Genomic DNA, 14,639 nt, shown 5'->3' with positions numbered 1-14,639 from the left:
CTACAGAGTGCGTAGCAGCTGCCGCAGGCTGCGTCCGGGAACGCCGCGGTATGTCGACCATTCTACAGGGCCTTGGCGAACGCTTCGGCGATGGCACTCGCTTCACTCGGGCGCACCAACCGGGCCACTTCCTCGCCATCGCGCAGGAACACCAGGGTCGGCCACAGTTTCACCCGGAACGCACGGCCCAGCGGCCGCCCGGTACCGTCTTCGATTTTCAGGTGACGCACTTCCGGGTAGTCGGCGATGACCTCCGCCAGCAGTGGCTGCAACACCGCACAGTGGCCGCACCAGCCGGTCCCGAATTCAAGCAGCGTGGGGCCGCGCCATTGCGCCACGACGCTGTGGTCGGGCGCGTTTTCGCGGTAGTCGAGTGTCATGCCCATGGTTGTCCCCCCTTGAATGGTCAAGCCCAGATTGCCCCACCCACCACCGGGTCCTGGGCCGGCAGCGCCACCTTGGCGATGCGCGTGCGCGAGGCATGGTGGGTGGCGGCCTTGGGCCGCTGAATGTCATAGTCTTCCTGGCCCTGGGGGTAGGCCCCCACCACCAGGAAATCGTCGCTGTGGGACAGCGCGCAATGGCCAGTGCCGGCCGGCAGCACCAGCACGTCACCAAACACCAGGTCGATGATCTGCCCCTGCTCGCCGCCCAGCATCACCCGCGCCCGCCCGCCAGCCACGCCCAGCACCTCGTGGGCGTTGGAGTGGTAATGGTGGTAGTCGAAGATACCGTCACGCCACAGCGGCACCCACTGGTGCCGGGCAAACAGCTGCTCGAAGGCCGCCGCGTCGCCGGCCACCTGGTGGTACACCAGGGCCGGCAACGGGTTGTTGGGCACGCGGCCGTCGTCACGAAAATACAGCTGTTCTGCTGGGGTCATGAGGGTCTCCCGGTGGCTGTGCATGTGCGTTGGAAACCCTGGCATCGGCGATTGTTCCCCTCAGACCTCCACCAGCACTTCGCTGATCTGGATGACCGGCACCAGGTCGGTGTAGTTGGGGATGTCGCCATTGAGCACCGCGGCGTGGGGCCCGAAGGCCTGCTGGAAGGTGTCCAGCGACTCGCAGTAGAAATGGCACAGGCCCAGGTAGGTCGGCGGCGTGCCGGGCGTGGCGCCGCCCAGGCCCTTCTCCACCGAATACTTCAGGCAGGCGGCGCCCATCAGCTCCTTGAGCAGCGGCATGTGCTTGTCGCGGTAGTAGTCGAAGTCGAACCGCGCGTCTTTCTGGTAGGGGTACATCACGCTGACTTTGATCATCACGCTCTCCTGGGGAATGAATTGACCGCTCGATAGTAGCGCCAATTCAACTAACCGGTCGCGGCAAAGTCACAGTTATTGACTGCCATGCGTTAATGCCTAGAGGGTTCGATGAGTTTTATTCTGTGGATGTCGGTGCTGGGCGCCCTGCTGCTGTTGCTGGCACTGACGTCGTCCTACCTGCGCTGGCTGCCGATGACCACCTCGGCGGTGTGCCTGGCCTTTGGCATGGCGTTGGGGCCGGTGGGGCTGGGCCTGGTGAACATGGACTTCGCCCGCGCCGCCAGCTGGCTGCAGCGGCTCACCGAGATGGCCGTGCTGTTCTCGCTGTTCGGCACCGGCATCAAGCTGCGCCTGGGCCTGCGCCGCACCGCGTGGCGCGCCGCCTACCTGCTGGCGGGGCCGGTGATGCTGCTGTCGATTGCCGGCGTGGCGCTGCTGGCGCATTACGGTCTGCAACTGTCCTGGGGCCTGTCGGCGCTGCTGGGGGCCATGCTTGCGCCCACCGACCCGGTGCTGGCGGCCATGGTCCAGGTCAGCAGCGCCCACGACTTCGACAAGGTGCGCTACGGCCTGTCCGGCGAGGCCGGGCTCAATGACGGCGTGGCCTTCCCGTTCGTGATTTTCAGCCTGATGATGATCGACCACGTCGACCTGGGCCTGCCCGACATTGGCGCCTGGGCGCTGAAGAATTTGCTGTGGGGCGTGCCGGCGGGGCTTGCCATCGGCTACGCCCTGGGCCGCCTGCTGGGGCAGCTGATGATTGCCCTGCGGGTGCGCCACGCCGACAGCGACGAGTCGCCCAACGACTTTGTCGCCCTGGCGCTGATAGCCATCAGCTACGTGGTGGCCTATGGCGTGGACGCGTTCGGTTTCCTCGCCGTGTTCGCCGCCGGTGTCGGCCTGCGCCAGGCCGAGGCCCGCGCTTCACACACCGAGATCCCCGCCGAGCACCTGGCCAAGCCGCTGGACCCGCACACCCGCCCCACCCCCCAGGAAGAGCAGGACGACAGCCAACTGGCTGCGGGCACGATGATGGCCGACATCCTCACCTTCGGCGACCTGGTGGAGCGTTCCATGGAGGTGCTGCTGATCACCCTGTTGGGCGCCGCCCTGTCACTGTACTGGGACTGGCGCGCTGTCGGGCTCGGCCTGGGGCTGTTCTGCGTGATCCGGCCACTGAGCGTGTGGCTGCTGGTGCGCGGCAAATACCTGGACGGCCACCAGCGCGCGCTGCTGGGCTGGTTCGGCATTCGTGGCATCGGCTCGCTGTACTACCTGTGCTTCGCCATTGCCCACGGCCTGCCGGCGTCCATCCAGCACAGCGCCATCAGCCTGACGCTGTCGGTGGTGGCGCTGAGCATTCTGCTGCACGGCGTCAGCACCCAGCCGCTGCTGGCACACTATGAGCGCCGCCACCGCAAGGCGGGTTAAAGGCTGGCCAGCAGGGTTTTCAGCGCGGCGTAGTCCGGCACATGGTGAAAGCCGGGTTGGCCTTCGAACTGGGCGAAGTCGGTGTCGCCGTAGCCGGCCACCAGGGTGCCGGCAGCCAGGCCTGCCTGCACGCCAGGGATGCTGTCATCCACCAGCAGGCACTGTTCGGGGGCCAGCTGCATGACCTCGGCGGCCGCCACGATCAGCTGCGGCGACGGTTTCCAGGCGTTGACGTCATAGGCGCTGACGATGTTGCCGTCGAAGGCATCCCACAGGCCCGCGGTTTTCAGGCAGGTCTCGATCTTGGCGCGCGGGCCATTGGAGGCCACGCACTTGGGCAGTTTCAGCTCGCGGATGAAATCCAGGGCGCCGGGCATGGCTTCAAGGCCGGCGGCGAACAGGTCCAGGCTGCGGCTACGGAAGTCGCGCATGAAGGGTTCGGCGTCCAGGTGGGCGTGTTCCTCGCACAGCTCGCCAACGAAGATGGCGAACTGCACGCCGCGGAAGCGCCGCAGCACTTCGTCATGGGGCAGGTGAATGTCGCGCTCGGCCAGCAGGTCGCGCAACAGCCCGGCCGCCATGCGTTCACTGTCGACCAGGGTGCCGTCGCTGTCGAAAATAACGCCTTTGATGGTCAATGAGTGGCTCCTGTAATGGCGTGGGGTCACGGAAAGCCTGCCCCTTGCCTTGCTTTTTGTCCACCCTGCAGCGTGAGTTCCGTAGCAGCGGCCACAGGCCGCGTCCGCTGCACCGGGGTGTTTGCGGACGCGGCCTGCGGCCGCTGCTACAGGTGGGGTGAACGTTACTCAGCGGCGTGGGCGCGCAGCAGGTCGATGAAGGTGGCCAACTCGCGGCTCACCGGATCGCCCTTGCGCAGCAGGATGCCGAAGGGCGCCATGCGCTCCTCCAGCTCGATGGGCAAGGCCGTGACCAGCCCCATGCGCAGGTAATCGCGCAACGCGGTTTCCGACAGCACCATGATCGCGTCAGTGAGCTGGATCAATTGCTGCATCGAATACACCGAACTGCACTCGATGATATCCGCCGGTGCCACCAGCCCCTCGCGCTGCAGCGCCTGCTCCAGGGCGATGCGCGCCGGGCTGCTGTCGGGTTGCAGAATCCACGGCCAATCATTGACCAGCTCCGCCAGCTTCAGCTCGCCGCGCAGCAAGAGCGGGTGCTGGCTGTGCACCACCAGCAGCAGGCGCTCGTTACCCAAGGGCTCGAAATCGTAGTGCTGGCTGTCGATGCTGGCGTTGCGGCGGGCGATGGCCAGGTCAATGCGCCCCTGGGCCAGCAGCTGGATCACCTGATCGCTGGTGTCGCCCATGATGCGGATGCGCAGCTGCGGGTGGCGACGCTTGATCTCGGCGATGGAATCCATCACCAACCCGGGCGCGGCGCCCATCAGGGTGCCGATGGCCAGGTAGCCAAAGCCCCCTTGCTGGCGCGCTGCCAGGTCTTCAGCGCAGCGGTCGAGACCGCTCAAGGCGTTTTCGGCAAAACGGATCAGTTCCAGGCCCAGGGCCGTGGGGCGCATCCCGCGGGGCAGGCGCTCGAACAACTCGCAGCCGAACATGTCCTCGATCTCATGCAGCATGCGCGTGGCGGCGGGCTGCGACATGGCCAGGTTCTGGGAGGCACGGTGCAGGTTTTCGCTACTGCCCAGGGCCACCAGCATGTGCAGGTGCTTGTAGCGCAGGCGGTTGAACAGGCTACGGGAGGCGGTGGCAGGCTGCATGGGACGGCTCCAGGCGACTGATACCCTCAAGGTATCGATTGTGAGCAAAATTCGATTTGTAGCGCATAGCACCACCGCCGTACAGTCCCGCCATACACCACGCAGTCAAATAATTCCAAAAGGATACTGCCGTGAAGACTCTACCCGCGTCCCTGCTGGCGAAGGTGTCCTGGCGCCTGCTGCCCTTTCTGCTGCTGATGTACGTCATGGCTTTCCTCGACCGCGCCAACGTCGGCTTTGCCCGCCAGGCCTTTCAGGCCGACACCGGTATCGGCGACACGGCGTTCGCGTTCGGCGCCGGGGTATTCTTTGCCGGCTACGCGCTGCTGGAAGTGCCCAGCAACCTGATGCTGCACAAGGTCGGCGCGCGCCTGTGGATGTGCCGCATCATGGTCAGCTGGGGCCTGATCAGCGCCGCCATGGTGTTCGCCCACAACGAAACCAGCTTTTACCTGCTGCGCTTTCTGCTGGGCGTGGCCGAGGCCGGCTTTTTCCCCGGCGTGATCCTCTACCTCACCTACTGGTTTCCCGGCGCGGCGCGCGGCAAGGCCATGGGCTTCTTCTACTTCGGCGCGCCCCTGGCATTCATCGTCGGCAGCCCGTTGTCGGGCCTGCTGCTGGAGCTGGACGGCGTGGCCGGCGCCCACGGCTGGCAGTGGCTGTTCGTGGTGGAAGGGCTGATGGCCACCGCGGTGGGCGTGTGGGCGTACTTCTACCTGGACAACCGCCCTGCCGACGCCGCCTGGCTGAGCCTTGCCGAACGCCAACTGCTGCAAGACGTGATCGACCGCGAAGACGCCCACAAGCAAGGCCACGGCAGCCTGTTAAAGACCCTGTGCCAGCCCGCAGTGCTGTACCTGTGCCTGATCTACCTGCTGATTCAGGCCAGCGTCTACGGCGTGGTGTTCTACCTGCCCAGCCAGGTGGCGGGGCTGCTGGGCAGCAAGGTCGGCCTGCTGGTGGGGCTGGTGTCCGCCCTGCCCTGGCTGTGCGCGTTGCTGGCGGCCTGGTGGGTACCGGCCCAGGCCGACAAGCGCGGCGACCATCGTCGCGTGGCCTGCCTGACGCTGTTGGTGGCCGCCGTGGGCATCGCCACCTCGGTCAGCGTGGCCAGCCCGCTGTGGGGCGTGATCGCCCTGTGCTTCGCTGCGGCCGGGTTCATCGCCGTGCAGCCGGTGTTCTGGACCTTCCCCTCGCGCACGCTCACCGGCAGCGCCGCAGCCGGCGCCATTGCCTTGGTCAATGCGTTCGGCGCGCTGGGCGGCTTCATCGCCCCGGTGTTGAAGAATTGGGCCGAAATTCATTTCGCTTCGCCTGCGGCCGGTCTCTACGGGCTGGCCGCCACCACCGTGATTGCTGCAGCGCTGGTGCTGGGCATCGCCATCAAACCCCGAACCAGGCCGCAACCGCGCCCCGGCTACCAACACTGAATCGACCCACTGCAAGGAGCTGTCCATGAGCGTCCCAACCATCAAGCACGTCCGCGCCTTTACCCTGCGTGGCGGCGGTGCCGACTACCACGACCAGGGCGACGGCCACTGGATCGACGACCATATTTCCACGCCCATGGCCAAGTACCCGCAGTACCGCCAGAGCCGCCGCAGCTTCGGCATCAACGTGCTGGGCACGCTGGTGGTGGAGATCGAGGCCAGCGACGGCACCGTCGGTTTTGCCGTGACCACCGGCGGCGAACCGGCCGCCTACATTGTTGAAAAACACCTGGCGCGCTTCCTCGAAGGCGCCAAGGTCACCGACCTTGAATTGATGTGGGACCAGATGTACCAATCCACCCTGTACTACGGCCGCAAGGGCCTGGTGATCAACACCATCTCCGGCGTCGACCTGGCGCTGTGGGACCTGCTGGGCAAGGTCCGCCAGGAGCCGGTGCATCAATTGCTTGGCGGTGCGGTGCGTGACGAGCTGCAGTTCTACGCCACGGGTGCGCGGCCGGACCTGGCACAGAAAATGGGCTTCATCGGCGGCAAGATGGCCCTGCACCACGGCCCCGCCGAGGGCGAGGAAGGCCTGCGCAAAAACCTCGAAGAACTGGCCACCATGCGCGAGCGGGTAGGCAAGGATTTCTGGCTGATGCTGGACTGCTGGATGAGCCTTGACCTGAACTACGCCAGCCGCCTGGCCAAGGGCGCCGCCGAATTCGGCCTGAAGTGGATCGAGGAAGCGCTGCCGCCCGACGACTACTGGGGCTACGCCGCCCTGCGCAAGGCCGTGCCCAACGGCATGCTGGTGACCACCGGCGAGCACGAAGCCACCCGCTGGGGCTTCCGCATGCTGCTGGAAATGGGCTGCTGCGACATTATCCAGCCAGACGTGGGCTGGTGCGGCGGCATGACCGAGCTGGTGAAAATCTCGGCACTGGCCGACGCCCACAACGCCCTGGTCGTGCCCCACGGCTCGTCGGTGTACAGCTACCACTTCGTCGCCACGCGCCACAACAGCCCGTTTGCCGAGTTCTTGATGATGGCGCCCAAGGCCGATGAAGTGGTGCCCATGTTCCACCCGCAACTGCTGGGCGAGCCGGTGCCGGAGAACGGCCGCATGCGCATTTCGCGCCTGGACCAGCCGGGCTTTGGCGTGACCCTGAACCCGGAATGCCAGCTGCACCGTCCGTACAACCGTGAAGGGGGCCGCTGATGAAACTGCCCATCAACCCGTTCAAGGCGCAACTGGCCAAGCGTGAACCGCAGTACGGCATCTGGGCCGGCTTTGCCACCGGCAACGCTGCCGAACTGGTGGCCACGTTCGGCTACGACTGGATGCTGATCGACGGCGAGCATGCGCCCAATACCGTGCCCAGCATTCAGGCGCAGTTGCAGGCCGTGGCGCCGTACGGCTGCGCGCCGGTGGTACGCCCGGTGACCGGCGACGCGAACCTGATCAAGCAGTTGCTGGACATCGGCGCCCAGACCCTGATGGTGCCCATGGTCGACACCGCCGAACAGGCCCAGGGGCTGGTGCGCGCCATGCGCTACCCGCCCCTGGGCATACGCGGCGTGGGTGGCGGCTTGACCCGCGCCACGCGCTGGGACGGCGTGCCCGACTACCTGCACACCGCCCATGAACAGCTGTGCCTGATCGTGCAAGTGGAGTCGCGCCTGGGCGTCGACAACGTCGAAGCCATCGCCGCGGTGGAAGGCGTGGACGCGGTGTTCATTGGCCCGGCCGACCTGTCCACCGGGCTGGGCCATGCCGGCAACCCGACGCACCCCGAGGTGCAGCAGAAGATCCGCCGCGCCATTGACGCCACCCTGGCCGCCGGCAAGGTCTGCGGCATCCTGGCCCCCAACGAGGAAGACGCGCGCCGCTACCTAGCGTGGGGCTGCCAATTCGTCGCCGTGGGCATCGACATCAGCCTGTTGCGCCAGGCCGCCCTGGACAACCTGGCGCGCTACCGCGACACCTCCCCTGCCCCCGCGCCGTCGCGCACTTACTGATTCCCGGAGCCTGCCATGCCATCCGTACCGGTCTACCAGAACTACATCAACGGCCAGTTCACCGACAGCGCCGAGCACCTGGAGGTGTTCAACCCGGCCACCGGCGCCCTGCTGTCACGCGTGCCCGCCGCCAGCGGCGAGGAAGTCGACCGCGCCCTGGCCGCCGCCCGCACCGCGCAGAAAGACTGGGCGCGCAAGCCGGCCATCGAGCGCGCCGGCTACCTGCGCCGCATCGCCGCCAAACTGCGCGAACACGCGCCTGCCCTGGCCCGCACTATTACCCTGGAACAGGGCAAGGTCAGCGCCCTGGCCGAGGTGGAGGTGAACTTTACCGCCGACTACCTCGACTACATGGCCGAGTGGGCCCGGCGCATCGAAGGCGAGATCATCAGCAGTGACCGCCCTGGCGAGAATATTTTCCTGTTCCGCAAGCCCCTCGGCGTGGTGGCCGGGATCCTGCCGTGGAATTTTCCGTTCTTCCTCATTGCCCGCAAGATGGCCCCGGCGCTGCTGACCGGCAACACCATCGTCATCAAGCCCAGCGAGGAAACCCCGAACAACTGCTTCGAATTCGCCCGCCTGGTGGCCGAGACCGACCTGCCGGCCGGCGTGTTCAACGTGGTGTGCGGCGACGGCCGCGTGGGCGCAGCCCTGAGTGCCCACGCCAAGGTCGACATGATCAGCTTCACCGGTAGCGTCGACACCGGCGCGCGGATCATGGCCGCCGCCGCGCCGAACCTCACCAAGCTCAACCTTGAACTGGGCGGCAAGGCCCCGGCCATCGTGCTGGCCGACGCCGACCTGGAGCTGGCGGTAAAGGCCATTCGCGACTCACGCATCATCAACACCGGCCAGGTGTGCAACTGCGCCGAGCGGGTGTACGTGGAACGCAAGGTGGCCGACCAATTCATCGAACGCATCGGCGCGGCCATGGCGGCCACCCGCTATGGCGACCCACTGGCCGACCACACGGTGGAAATGGGCCCGCTGATCAACCGCCAGGGCCTGGACAGCGTCGACGCCAAGGTGCGTCGCGCGCTGGCCGACGGTGCCCAGTTGATCACCGGCGGCGCCGTGGCCGATAGGCCGCAAGGCTTCCACTACCAGCCCACCGTGCTGGCCGGGTGCCGGGCCGACATGGAGATCATGCGCAAGGAGATCTTCGGGCCGGTGCTGCCGATCCAGATCGTCGACGATCTGGACGAAGCCATCGCCCTGGCCAACGACTGCGAGTACGGGCTGACCTCGTCGCTGTACACCCGCGACTTGAACAAGGCCATGCAGGCCATGCGCGAAATCGATTTTGGCGAGACCTACATCAACCGCGAGAATTTCGAGGCCATGCAGGGCTTTCATGCTGGCGTGCGCAAGTCCGGGGTGGGCGGTGCCGATGGCAAGCATGGCCTGTATGAGTACACCCATACCCATGTGGTCTACTTGCAGGCCTGATTAACGACATGAAAGGACGCTGATCTTGATCTACACCGGCCCGCTGTTCGACAGCCACCTGCACCTCTACGACCCCGGCCGCACCGCAGGCATCCCCTGGCCGCAGCCCGGGGACGCGATCTATGGCCCGCGCCTGCCTGCCGACTATTGGGCCCTGGCGGCGCCTGCCGGGGTCATCGGCGCCATGGTGGTGGAAGCCAGCCCCCGTCGCGAGGACAACGACTGGGTACTGCGCACCCTCGACCAGGACCAGCGGCTGGTGGGCTACATCGGCAACCTCGACCCGCTGGCCGCCACCTTCCAGGAAGACCTCTGCCGGCTGGCGGCCGACCCGCGTTTGCGCGGTATCCGCTACGGCAACCTGTGGGGCCGCGACCTGCTGGCCGACCAGCAGCAACCCGGTTTCATCGACGGCCTGGCCCAGCTAGCCGAGCGTGGCCTGGTGCTGGACAGCGCCAACCCCGACGCCCGCCTGGTCAAGGGGCTGCTGGCGCTCAGCGACCGCCTGCCAGCCCTGCAGATAGTCGTCGATCACCTGCCCAACGCAGCCGAGCTGGCCTTTACTGCCGAGCTGCAGGAGCTGGCCAGCCGCCCGCAGGTAATGGCCAAGCTGGCGGAAATTCCGCAGCTGGGCAGCCAGGGCCTGATTCGCGACCCGGGGTTCTACCGCGACGTGCTGGGCCGGCTGTTCGAACTGTTCGGCGAGGACCGCTGCTTCTTCGGCAGCGACTGGCCCAACAGCGACCACATCGCTGACCTCGACACCACGCTGGGGCTGGTGAAGGCATGCCTGGCGACACAACCTGCACACACCCAGGAAAAGTTCTTCCTGCATAACGCACCCCGTATCTATGGCCTGGCAGGAGCCACCCCATGAAGACGCTCGCCTTTCGCATGAACCTCAACCCCGGCCAGGCCGAGGAGTACCGCCTGCGCCACGAGCAGATATGGCCGGAGCTGGTGCAGGCGCTGAAGCAGGCCGGCATCGTCGACTACCGGATTTTCCTCGACCCCCACAGCCATGCGCTGTTCGCGGTGATGCAGCATGAGGAACAGCACCTGCTCGACCAGCTGCCCGCCCTGCCGGTGATGCAACGCTGGTGGCAGCACATGAAGGACATCATGCCCACCCACCCCGACGGCTCGCCGGTAAGCCTGGACCTGATACCAATGTTCGAACTGACCACGTAGCCGCTGCCGAAGGCGGCGTCCCGGCTAACGCGGTGTACCCGGGAGGACGCGGCCTGCGGCCGCTGCTACAGGGTTTCGCACAATAACAACAAAGGAATTGCGCATTTGGAAATCATCATCCTCGGGGTGTTGCTGCACTTCATCGGCGGCTTTGCCTCCGGCAGTTTCTACATACCCTACAAGAAAGTTCGCGGCTGGGCCTGGGAAAGCTACTGGATCACCGGTGGGCTGGTCTCCTGGCTGATCGTGCCGCTGATTGCCGCGCAGCTGACGGTGCCCGGCTGGGTCGATATCCTGCGCCAGGCCGATTCATCGACCCTGACCTGGACCTACCTGTTCGGCGTACTGTGGGGCATCGGCGGCCTGACCTTCGGGCTAACCATGCGCTACCTGGGGCTGTCCCTGGGCATGTCGCTGATCATGGGGCTGACTTCGGCCCTGGGCGCCCTGATGCCGCCGCTGTATCGCGACCTGTTCACCAACGACAGCACTGGCACCCTGAGCGCCATGTGCACCAACCTCGGCGGCCAGTGCGTGCTGATCGGCGTGGCAGTGTCGCTGATCGGCATTGCCCTGTGCGGCCGCGCCGGTTTCATCAAGGAACGCGAAGTGCCCGACAGCACCAAGTTCCAGAGCGTCACCGAATTCGCGTTGGGCAAGGGCTTGCTGGTGGCAGTGATCAGCGGCGTGCTCAGCGCCAGCTTCAGCTACGGCATCACCGCCGGCCGGCCATTGGCTGCAGCTGCGGTGGAGCACGGGGCCAACAGCCTGTTCCAGAACAACGTGACCTTCATGGTGATCATGTGGGGCGGCCTGACCACCAACGGCCTGTGGTGCCTGTGGCTGAACTGGCGCAACAAGACCTTCCACAATTACCGCGACCGCACTGCCCCGCTGCTGGCCAACTACCTGCTGGTGGCCTGCGCCGGCACCCTGTGGTTCCTGCAGTTCTTTTTCTACGGCATGGGCGAAAGCCGCCTGCACAACGATGCCAGCAGCTGGGTGCTGCACATGTCCTTCATCATCATCGTGTCCAACGTCTGGGGCCTGTACTTCAAGGAGTGGCAAGGCACCAGCGCGGCCACCAAGGGTGTGCTGCTGGCCGGGATCCTGGTGATCCTGGCGGCCATCACCCTGGTTGGCTACGGTAATTACCTCAGTTAAGGAGATGCACATGCTGCTCAAAGACAAGACCGTGATCATCACCGGCGCCTCGCGCGGCATCGGCCGCGCCGTGGCCCGCGAATGCGCCCGCCAGGGTGGCCGCGTGGTCATCGGCCACAGCGGCAGCGCCCAGGGCAACCAGGCGGCCGCCTCGCTCATCGAGGAAATTCGCGCCTTCGGCGGCCAGGCCATCGATGTGCCCGGCGATGTAGCCGACCCCGACACCGGCGACAAGCTGGTCGCGGGCGCCGTGGAAGCCTTCGGCAGCGTCGACGTGTTCGTCAACAACGCGGGCATCTGCCCCTTCCACTCGTTCCTGGACATGCCCCGCGAGACCTACCTGAAAACCGTCAACACCAACCTCAACGGCGCCTACTTTGCCGTACAGGCCGCCGCGAACCGCATGAAGGACCAGGGCCGGGGCGGCGCAATCATCGCCATCAGTTCCATCAGCGCACTGGTGGGCGGTGGCATGCAGACCCACTACACGCCCACCAAGGCCGGCCTGCACTCGCTGATGCAATCGTGCGCCATCGCCCTGGGGCCGTACGGCATACGCTGCAACTCGGTATTGCCGGGCACCATTGCCACCGACATCAACAAGGATGACCTGGCCGACCCGGAAAAACTGGCCTACATGACCGGCCGCACGCCTTTGGGGCGCCTGGGTGAACCGGACGATATCGCCGGCCCGGTGGTGTTCCTGGCCTCGGACATGGCGCGGTACGTCACGGGGGCGTCATTGCTGGTGGATGGCGGGCTGTACGTGAACCTGCAATAAATTTCCCGCGGGCCCCGCGTAGCCGCTGGCGCAGGCAGCGGCTACAGTGCAACTGAGCAAAGCTTCATTTGTCGAAAGTCGGCAAAGCGATTCTCATAGCCCATTTGCTCCGCCCGAGACCCTACCCATGAACCATCGCACAACCCTGCAACTGGCCCTGGCCCTGCTGGTTGCCAGCACCGGCACCGCCTTCGCTGCACCCAACGCCTTCGTCACCAAGGCCATGACCGGCGCCGCCACGCAGATCCAGCTGGCCCAGCAGGGCGCCGGCAAGTTCCAGCAGCCCGACATGCAGACCTACACTGGGGTAATGGTGAAAGACAACACCATCATCAACGAACAGCTCGCCGACGTTGCGAAAAAGCTCGACATTGACCTGCCGCCCGCCCCCACCAAGGTAGCCCCCGCCCCTGCCGTGGCCGGCAAGACCGCCGAAGCCAGCTTCGCGCTGTACCAGGTCAAGGTCACCCAGGACCTGGCCAGCCTGTACGAGGCCGAGGTCAACAGCAACGACGCGCCCGAGCTGAAAGCCTTCGCCCTGGCGCAGCTAAAAGACGTGCAACGCCACGGCAAGATGGCCCAGCGCCTGTCCAAAACCTACAAAAAGTAACCCCCGCCCCCGTAGCAGCTGCCGCAGGCTGCGTCCCCAGCCACCGCGCGCCCCGGACGCAGCCTGCGGCAGCTGCTGCACGCGCTACCCATCACCTTACGCGACGATTGTCCCGCCCCTGTCACCATTGAGTGCTACCTTGAGGTGATCCTCGCAAAACCGCCTCAAGGAGCGATCATGGCCCATCAGATGTTTTCCAGTGTCATTGCCTACTCGCAGCACTGCGAACGGGTGATCAAGGAGATGTTGCATGCCCGCCCCAGCCTCGACCGGCAGAAGGTGATGACCTGGGTGGACGAGCAGAGCCACGCCCATTCCGAAGGTGAGCCGCTGGAGTACCTGAAGGCGCTGAGCGCCAAGGTGCGCGCCGGCCTGCCCATGCCCTGGGACAAGTGAGGAGTGACCATGCGCCTGATCTGTACCGCAATGAGTGTTTTGCTGATCAGTGGCTGTTCGTCCTACCGCAGCGACCATCCCGACCCCGTGCCCAAGGAACGCCTGCTGGGCCTGCAGGCGCCGCTGGACAACGCCAGCACCCTGGTGGTGCGGCGTGACATCGGCATGCTCGGTGGCGGCTGCTACGTGGCGGTGAAAGTCGACCGCACCGTGGTGGCGCGCATCGGCATTGGTGAGGTGGCGACCTTCACGGTGCCGGCCGGCGACCGCATCGTCGGCATTGCCACCGACACCGCCGACGACACCCTGTGCGGCAAGGGCAGCCTGAACCGCGAGATCCTGGTGCAGGCCGGCGCCGGGCAGGCGGAAAACGTGCGCATCGTCAGCGAAAACAAGCAGGGCTTCGCAATTGTGCAGGACAAAAAGCCGTAGACTTCACAGGTCATCCATACGCGCATGGGCAGGACCTGCATGCAAGCACTCGAAGGCCCCCGCATTCTGTTGCGGCCGCTGCAACCCGAAGACGCCACCGCCCTGGTGGCCGCCGCCAGCGATGGCGAACTGTGGAACCTGCCCTTCACCGTGGTGCCCTCGGCCGCCACGGTGCAGGGCTATATCGACAACGCGCTAAAGGGCCGCGACGCCGGCACCGTGCTGCCCTACGTGACGGTGCTCAAGGACACCGGCGAGGTGATCGGCAGCACGCGCTTCTGGAAGGTCGACCGGCTGAACCGCAAGCTGGAGATCGGCAGCACCTGGATCGCCGCGCGCTGGCAGCGCAGCTTCGTCAACACCGAGGCCAAATACCTGATGCTGCGCTTTGCCTTCGAGACGCTGAATTGCGTGCGGGTGCAGTTCACCACCGACGAAATCAACGCCAGGTCGCGGACGGCGATTCTGCGCCTGGGGGCCAAACAGGAAGGCATTGTGCGCAACGAACGGATCATGCCCGACGGGCGCAAGCGTAATTCGGTGCGGTTCAGTGTGATTGATGAGGAGTGGGCGCAAGTGCGTGCGCAGCTGGAAGCACGGCTGTGATCGCGGACGCGGCCTGCGGCCGCTGCTACAGGCCGCGCGAAAAAGGGCTCCGCGTCGTATCAGATACTACGCGGTGGTCCTTTCGCCGCTCCCGCAGGGAGCAATGTAGCAGCGGCCACAGG

Annotated in this window: 18 protein-coding genes; 13 read left to right on the top strand and 5 right to left on the bottom strand. The window is 65.9% G+C overall.

What is annotated here, in order from left to right; translation table 11 throughout:
• Nucleotides 1–62 precede the first annotated feature (62 nt).
• The 3 genes from AC0SZ7_RS23755 to AC0SZ7_RS23745 are packed head-to-tail and all read right to left on the bottom strand — an operon-like array spanning nt 63 to nt 1,261.
• Nucleotides 63–380, bottom strand: coding sequence for a thioredoxin family protein (locus AC0SZ7_RS23755; protein WP_475506781.1), 318 nt, complete (start codon nt 378–380; stop codon nt 63–65).
• A gap of 26 nt (nt 381–406) precedes the next feature.
• Nucleotides 407–883 (bottom strand): cupin domain-containing protein, encoded by a 477-nt coding sequence (locus tag AC0SZ7_RS23750; RefSeq protein ID WP_475506666.1) that lies wholly within the window; start codon nt 881–883, stop codon nt 407–409.
• A gap of 60 nt (nt 884–943) precedes the next feature.
• Nucleotides 944–1,261 (bottom strand): EthD family reductase, encoded by a 318-nt coding sequence (locus tag AC0SZ7_RS23745; RefSeq protein WP_475506665.1) that lies wholly within the window; start codon nt 1,259–1,261, stop codon nt 944–946.
• 111 nt (nt 1,262–1,372) lie between these two features.
• Here AC0SZ7_RS23745 and AC0SZ7_RS23740 point away from each other — a divergent pair, with 111 nt between their 5' ends.
• The gene (locus AC0SZ7_RS23740) at nt 1,373–2,695 is read left to right on the top strand and encodes a cation:proton antiporter (protein ID WP_475506664.1); all 1,323 of its coding nucleotides are present in this window, start codon (nt 1,373–1,375) and stop codon (nt 2,693–2,695) included.
• Here AC0SZ7_RS23740 and AC0SZ7_RS23735 read toward each other — a convergent pair.
• Both AC0SZ7_RS23735 and AC0SZ7_RS23730 read right to left on the bottom strand, forming a co-directional pair.
• Nucleotides 2,692–3,333 carry an HAD family hydrolase gene (locus tag AC0SZ7_RS23735; protein WP_475506663.1) on the bottom strand — a complete coding sequence of 214 codons (642 nt, stop codon included), beginning with the start codon at nt 3,331–3,333 and terminating at the stop codon, nt 2,692–2,694. The genes AC0SZ7_RS23740 and AC0SZ7_RS23735 overlap by 4 nt on opposite strands.
• Nucleotides 3,334–3,497: 164 nt before the next feature.
• Entirely contained in the window at nt 3,498–4,436 is a 939-nt protein-coding gene (locus AC0SZ7_RS23730; protein WP_475506662.1) for a LysR family transcriptional regulator, read from the bottom strand.
• A 131-nt stretch (nt 4,437–4,567) separates the two neighbouring features.
• Between AC0SZ7_RS23730 and AC0SZ7_RS23725 the strand changes: the two genes are divergently transcribed.
• From AC0SZ7_RS23725 to AC0SZ7_RS23670, 12 genes are all read left to right on the top strand, one after another.
• Nucleotides 4,568–5,866, top strand: coding sequence for an MFS transporter (locus tag AC0SZ7_RS23725; protein WP_475506661.1), 1,299 nt, complete (start codon nt 4,568–4,570; stop codon nt 5,864–5,866).
• Nucleotides 5,867–5,891: 25 nt separating this feature from the next.
• On the top strand, nt 5,892–7,088 hold the full coding sequence (gene rhmD, locus AC0SZ7_RS23720; protein WP_475506660.1) for an L-rhamnonate dehydratase: 1,197 nt from the start codon (nt 5,892–5,894) through the stop codon (nt 7,086–7,088).
• Complete coding sequence (locus AC0SZ7_RS23715) at nt 7,088–7,888, top strand: HpcH/HpaI aldolase family protein (RefSeq protein WP_475506659.1); 801 nt, start codon at nt 7,088–7,090, stop codon at nt 7,886–7,888. The genes rhmD and AC0SZ7_RS23715 overlap by 1 nt, the downstream gene beginning before the upstream one ends.
• A 15-nt stretch (nt 7,889–7,903) precedes the next feature.
• The gene (gene aldA, locus AC0SZ7_RS23710; protein WP_475506658.1) at nt 7,904–9,337 is read left to right on the top strand and encodes an aldehyde dehydrogenase; all 1,434 of its coding nucleotides are present in this window, start codon (nt 7,904–7,906) and stop codon (nt 9,335–9,337) included.
• 25 nt (nt 9,338–9,362) lie between these two features.
• A complete protein-coding gene (locus AC0SZ7_RS23705) occupies nt 9,363–10,214 on the top strand; it encodes an amidohydrolase family protein (RefSeq protein ID WP_475506657.1) in 852 nt (283 codons plus the stop codon).
• A complete protein-coding gene (rhaM, locus tag AC0SZ7_RS23700) occupies nt 10,211–10,528 on the top strand; it encodes an L-rhamnose mutarotase (RefSeq protein WP_475506656.1) in 318 nt (105 codons plus the stop codon). Before AC0SZ7_RS23705 ends, rhaM begins: the two co-directional genes overlap by 4 nt.
• A gap of 105 nt (nt 10,529–10,633) precedes the next feature.
• A complete protein-coding gene (gene rhaT, locus AC0SZ7_RS23695; RefSeq protein WP_475506655.1) occupies nt 10,634–11,692 on the top strand; it encodes an L-rhamnose/proton symporter RhaT in 1,059 nt (352 codons plus the stop codon).
• A 10-nt stretch (nt 11,693–11,702) separates the two neighbouring features.
• Complete coding sequence (locus AC0SZ7_RS23690; RefSeq protein WP_475506654.1) at nt 11,703–12,473, top strand: SDR family NAD(P)-dependent oxidoreductase; 771 nt, start codon at nt 11,703–11,705, stop codon at nt 12,471–12,473.
• 127 nt (nt 12,474–12,600) lie between these two features.
• Nucleotides 12,601–13,083: a DUF4142 domain-containing protein gene (locus tag AC0SZ7_RS23685; RefSeq protein WP_475506653.1), complete on the top strand. Its 483-nt coding sequence runs from the start codon at nt 12,601–12,603 to the stop codon at nt 13,081–13,083.
• 177 nt (nt 13,084–13,260) lie between these two features.
• Nucleotides 13,261–13,479 (top strand): hypothetical protein, encoded by a 219-nt coding sequence (locus AC0SZ7_RS23680; RefSeq protein WP_008368335.1) that lies wholly within the window; start codon nt 13,261–13,263, stop codon nt 13,477–13,479.
• Between the two features lie 9 nt (nt 13,480–13,488).
• Nucleotides 13,489–13,911, top strand: a complete 423-nt coding sequence (locus tag AC0SZ7_RS23675; RefSeq protein WP_475506652.1) for a 3-isopropylmalate dehydratase — start codon at nt 13,489–13,491, stop codon at nt 13,909–13,911.
• Nucleotides 13,912–13,950: 39 nt separating this feature from the next.
• Nucleotides 13,951–14,517, top strand: coding sequence for a GNAT family N-acetyltransferase (locus AC0SZ7_RS23670; protein WP_475506651.1), 567 nt, complete (start codon nt 13,951–13,953; stop codon nt 14,515–14,517).
• Nucleotides 14,518–14,639: the final 122 nt, after the last annotated feature.

The organism is Pseudomonas sp. JC1203, from assembly GCF_056175065.1.
The sequence above is the reverse complement of the archived record's forward strand: the minus strand, read 5'-3'. Positions and strand labels throughout refer to the sequence as shown.

Excerpts from the sequence above, each read along its gene's own strand:
- AC0SZ7_RS23685 (WP_475506653.1), top strand. The coding sequence starts at position 12,601 with ATGAACCATCGCACAACCCTGCAACTGGCCCTGGCCCTGCTGGTTGCC.
- AC0SZ7_RS23730 (WP_475506662.1), bottom strand. The coding sequence starts at position 4,436 with ATGCAGCCTGCCACCGCCTCCCGTAGCCTGTTCAACCGCCTGCGCTAC.
- rhaM (WP_475506656.1), top strand. The coding sequence starts at position 10,211 with ATGAAGACGCTCGCCTTTCGCATGAACCTCAACCCCGGCCAGGCCGAG.
- AC0SZ7_RS23745 (WP_475506665.1), bottom strand. The coding sequence starts at position 1,261 with ATGATCAAAGTCAGCGTGATGTACCCCTACCAGAAAGACGCGCGGTTC.
- AC0SZ7_RS23670 (WP_475506651.1), top strand. The coding sequence starts at position 13,951 with ATGCAAGCACTCGAAGGCCCCCGCATTCTGTTGCGGCCGCTGCAACCC.
- AC0SZ7_RS23680 (WP_008368335.1), top strand. The coding sequence starts at position 13,261 with ATGGCCCATCAGATGTTTTCCAGTGTCATTGCCTACTCGCAGCACTGC.
- AC0SZ7_RS23715 (WP_475506659.1), top strand. The coding sequence starts at position 7,088 with ATGAAACTGCCCATCAACCCGTTCAAGGCGCAACTGGCCAAGCGTGAA.
- aldA (WP_475506658.1), top strand. The coding sequence starts at position 7,904 with ATGCCATCCGTACCGGTCTACCAGAACTACATCAACGGCCAGTTCACC.
- rhmD (WP_475506660.1), top strand. The coding sequence starts at position 5,892 with ATGAGCGTCCCAACCATCAAGCACGTCCGCGCCTTTACCCTGCGTGGC.
- AC0SZ7_RS23750 (WP_475506666.1), bottom strand. The coding sequence starts at position 883 with ATGACCCCAGCAGAACAGCTGTATTTTCGTGACGACGGCCGCGTGCCC.
- AC0SZ7_RS23755 (WP_475506781.1), bottom strand. The coding sequence starts at position 380 with ATGACACTCGACTACCGCGAAAACGCGCCCGACCACAGCGTCGTGGCG.
- AC0SZ7_RS23690 (WP_475506654.1), top strand. The coding sequence starts at position 11,703 with ATGCTGCTCAAAGACAAGACCGTGATCATCACCGGCGCCTCGCGCGGC.
- AC0SZ7_RS23675 (WP_475506652.1), top strand. The coding sequence starts at position 13,489 with ATGCGCCTGATCTGTACCGCAATGAGTGTTTTGCTGATCAGTGGCTGT.
- AC0SZ7_RS23740 (WP_475506664.1), top strand. The coding sequence starts at position 1,373 with ATGAGTTTTATTCTGTGGATGTCGGTGCTGGGCGCCCTGCTGCTGTTG.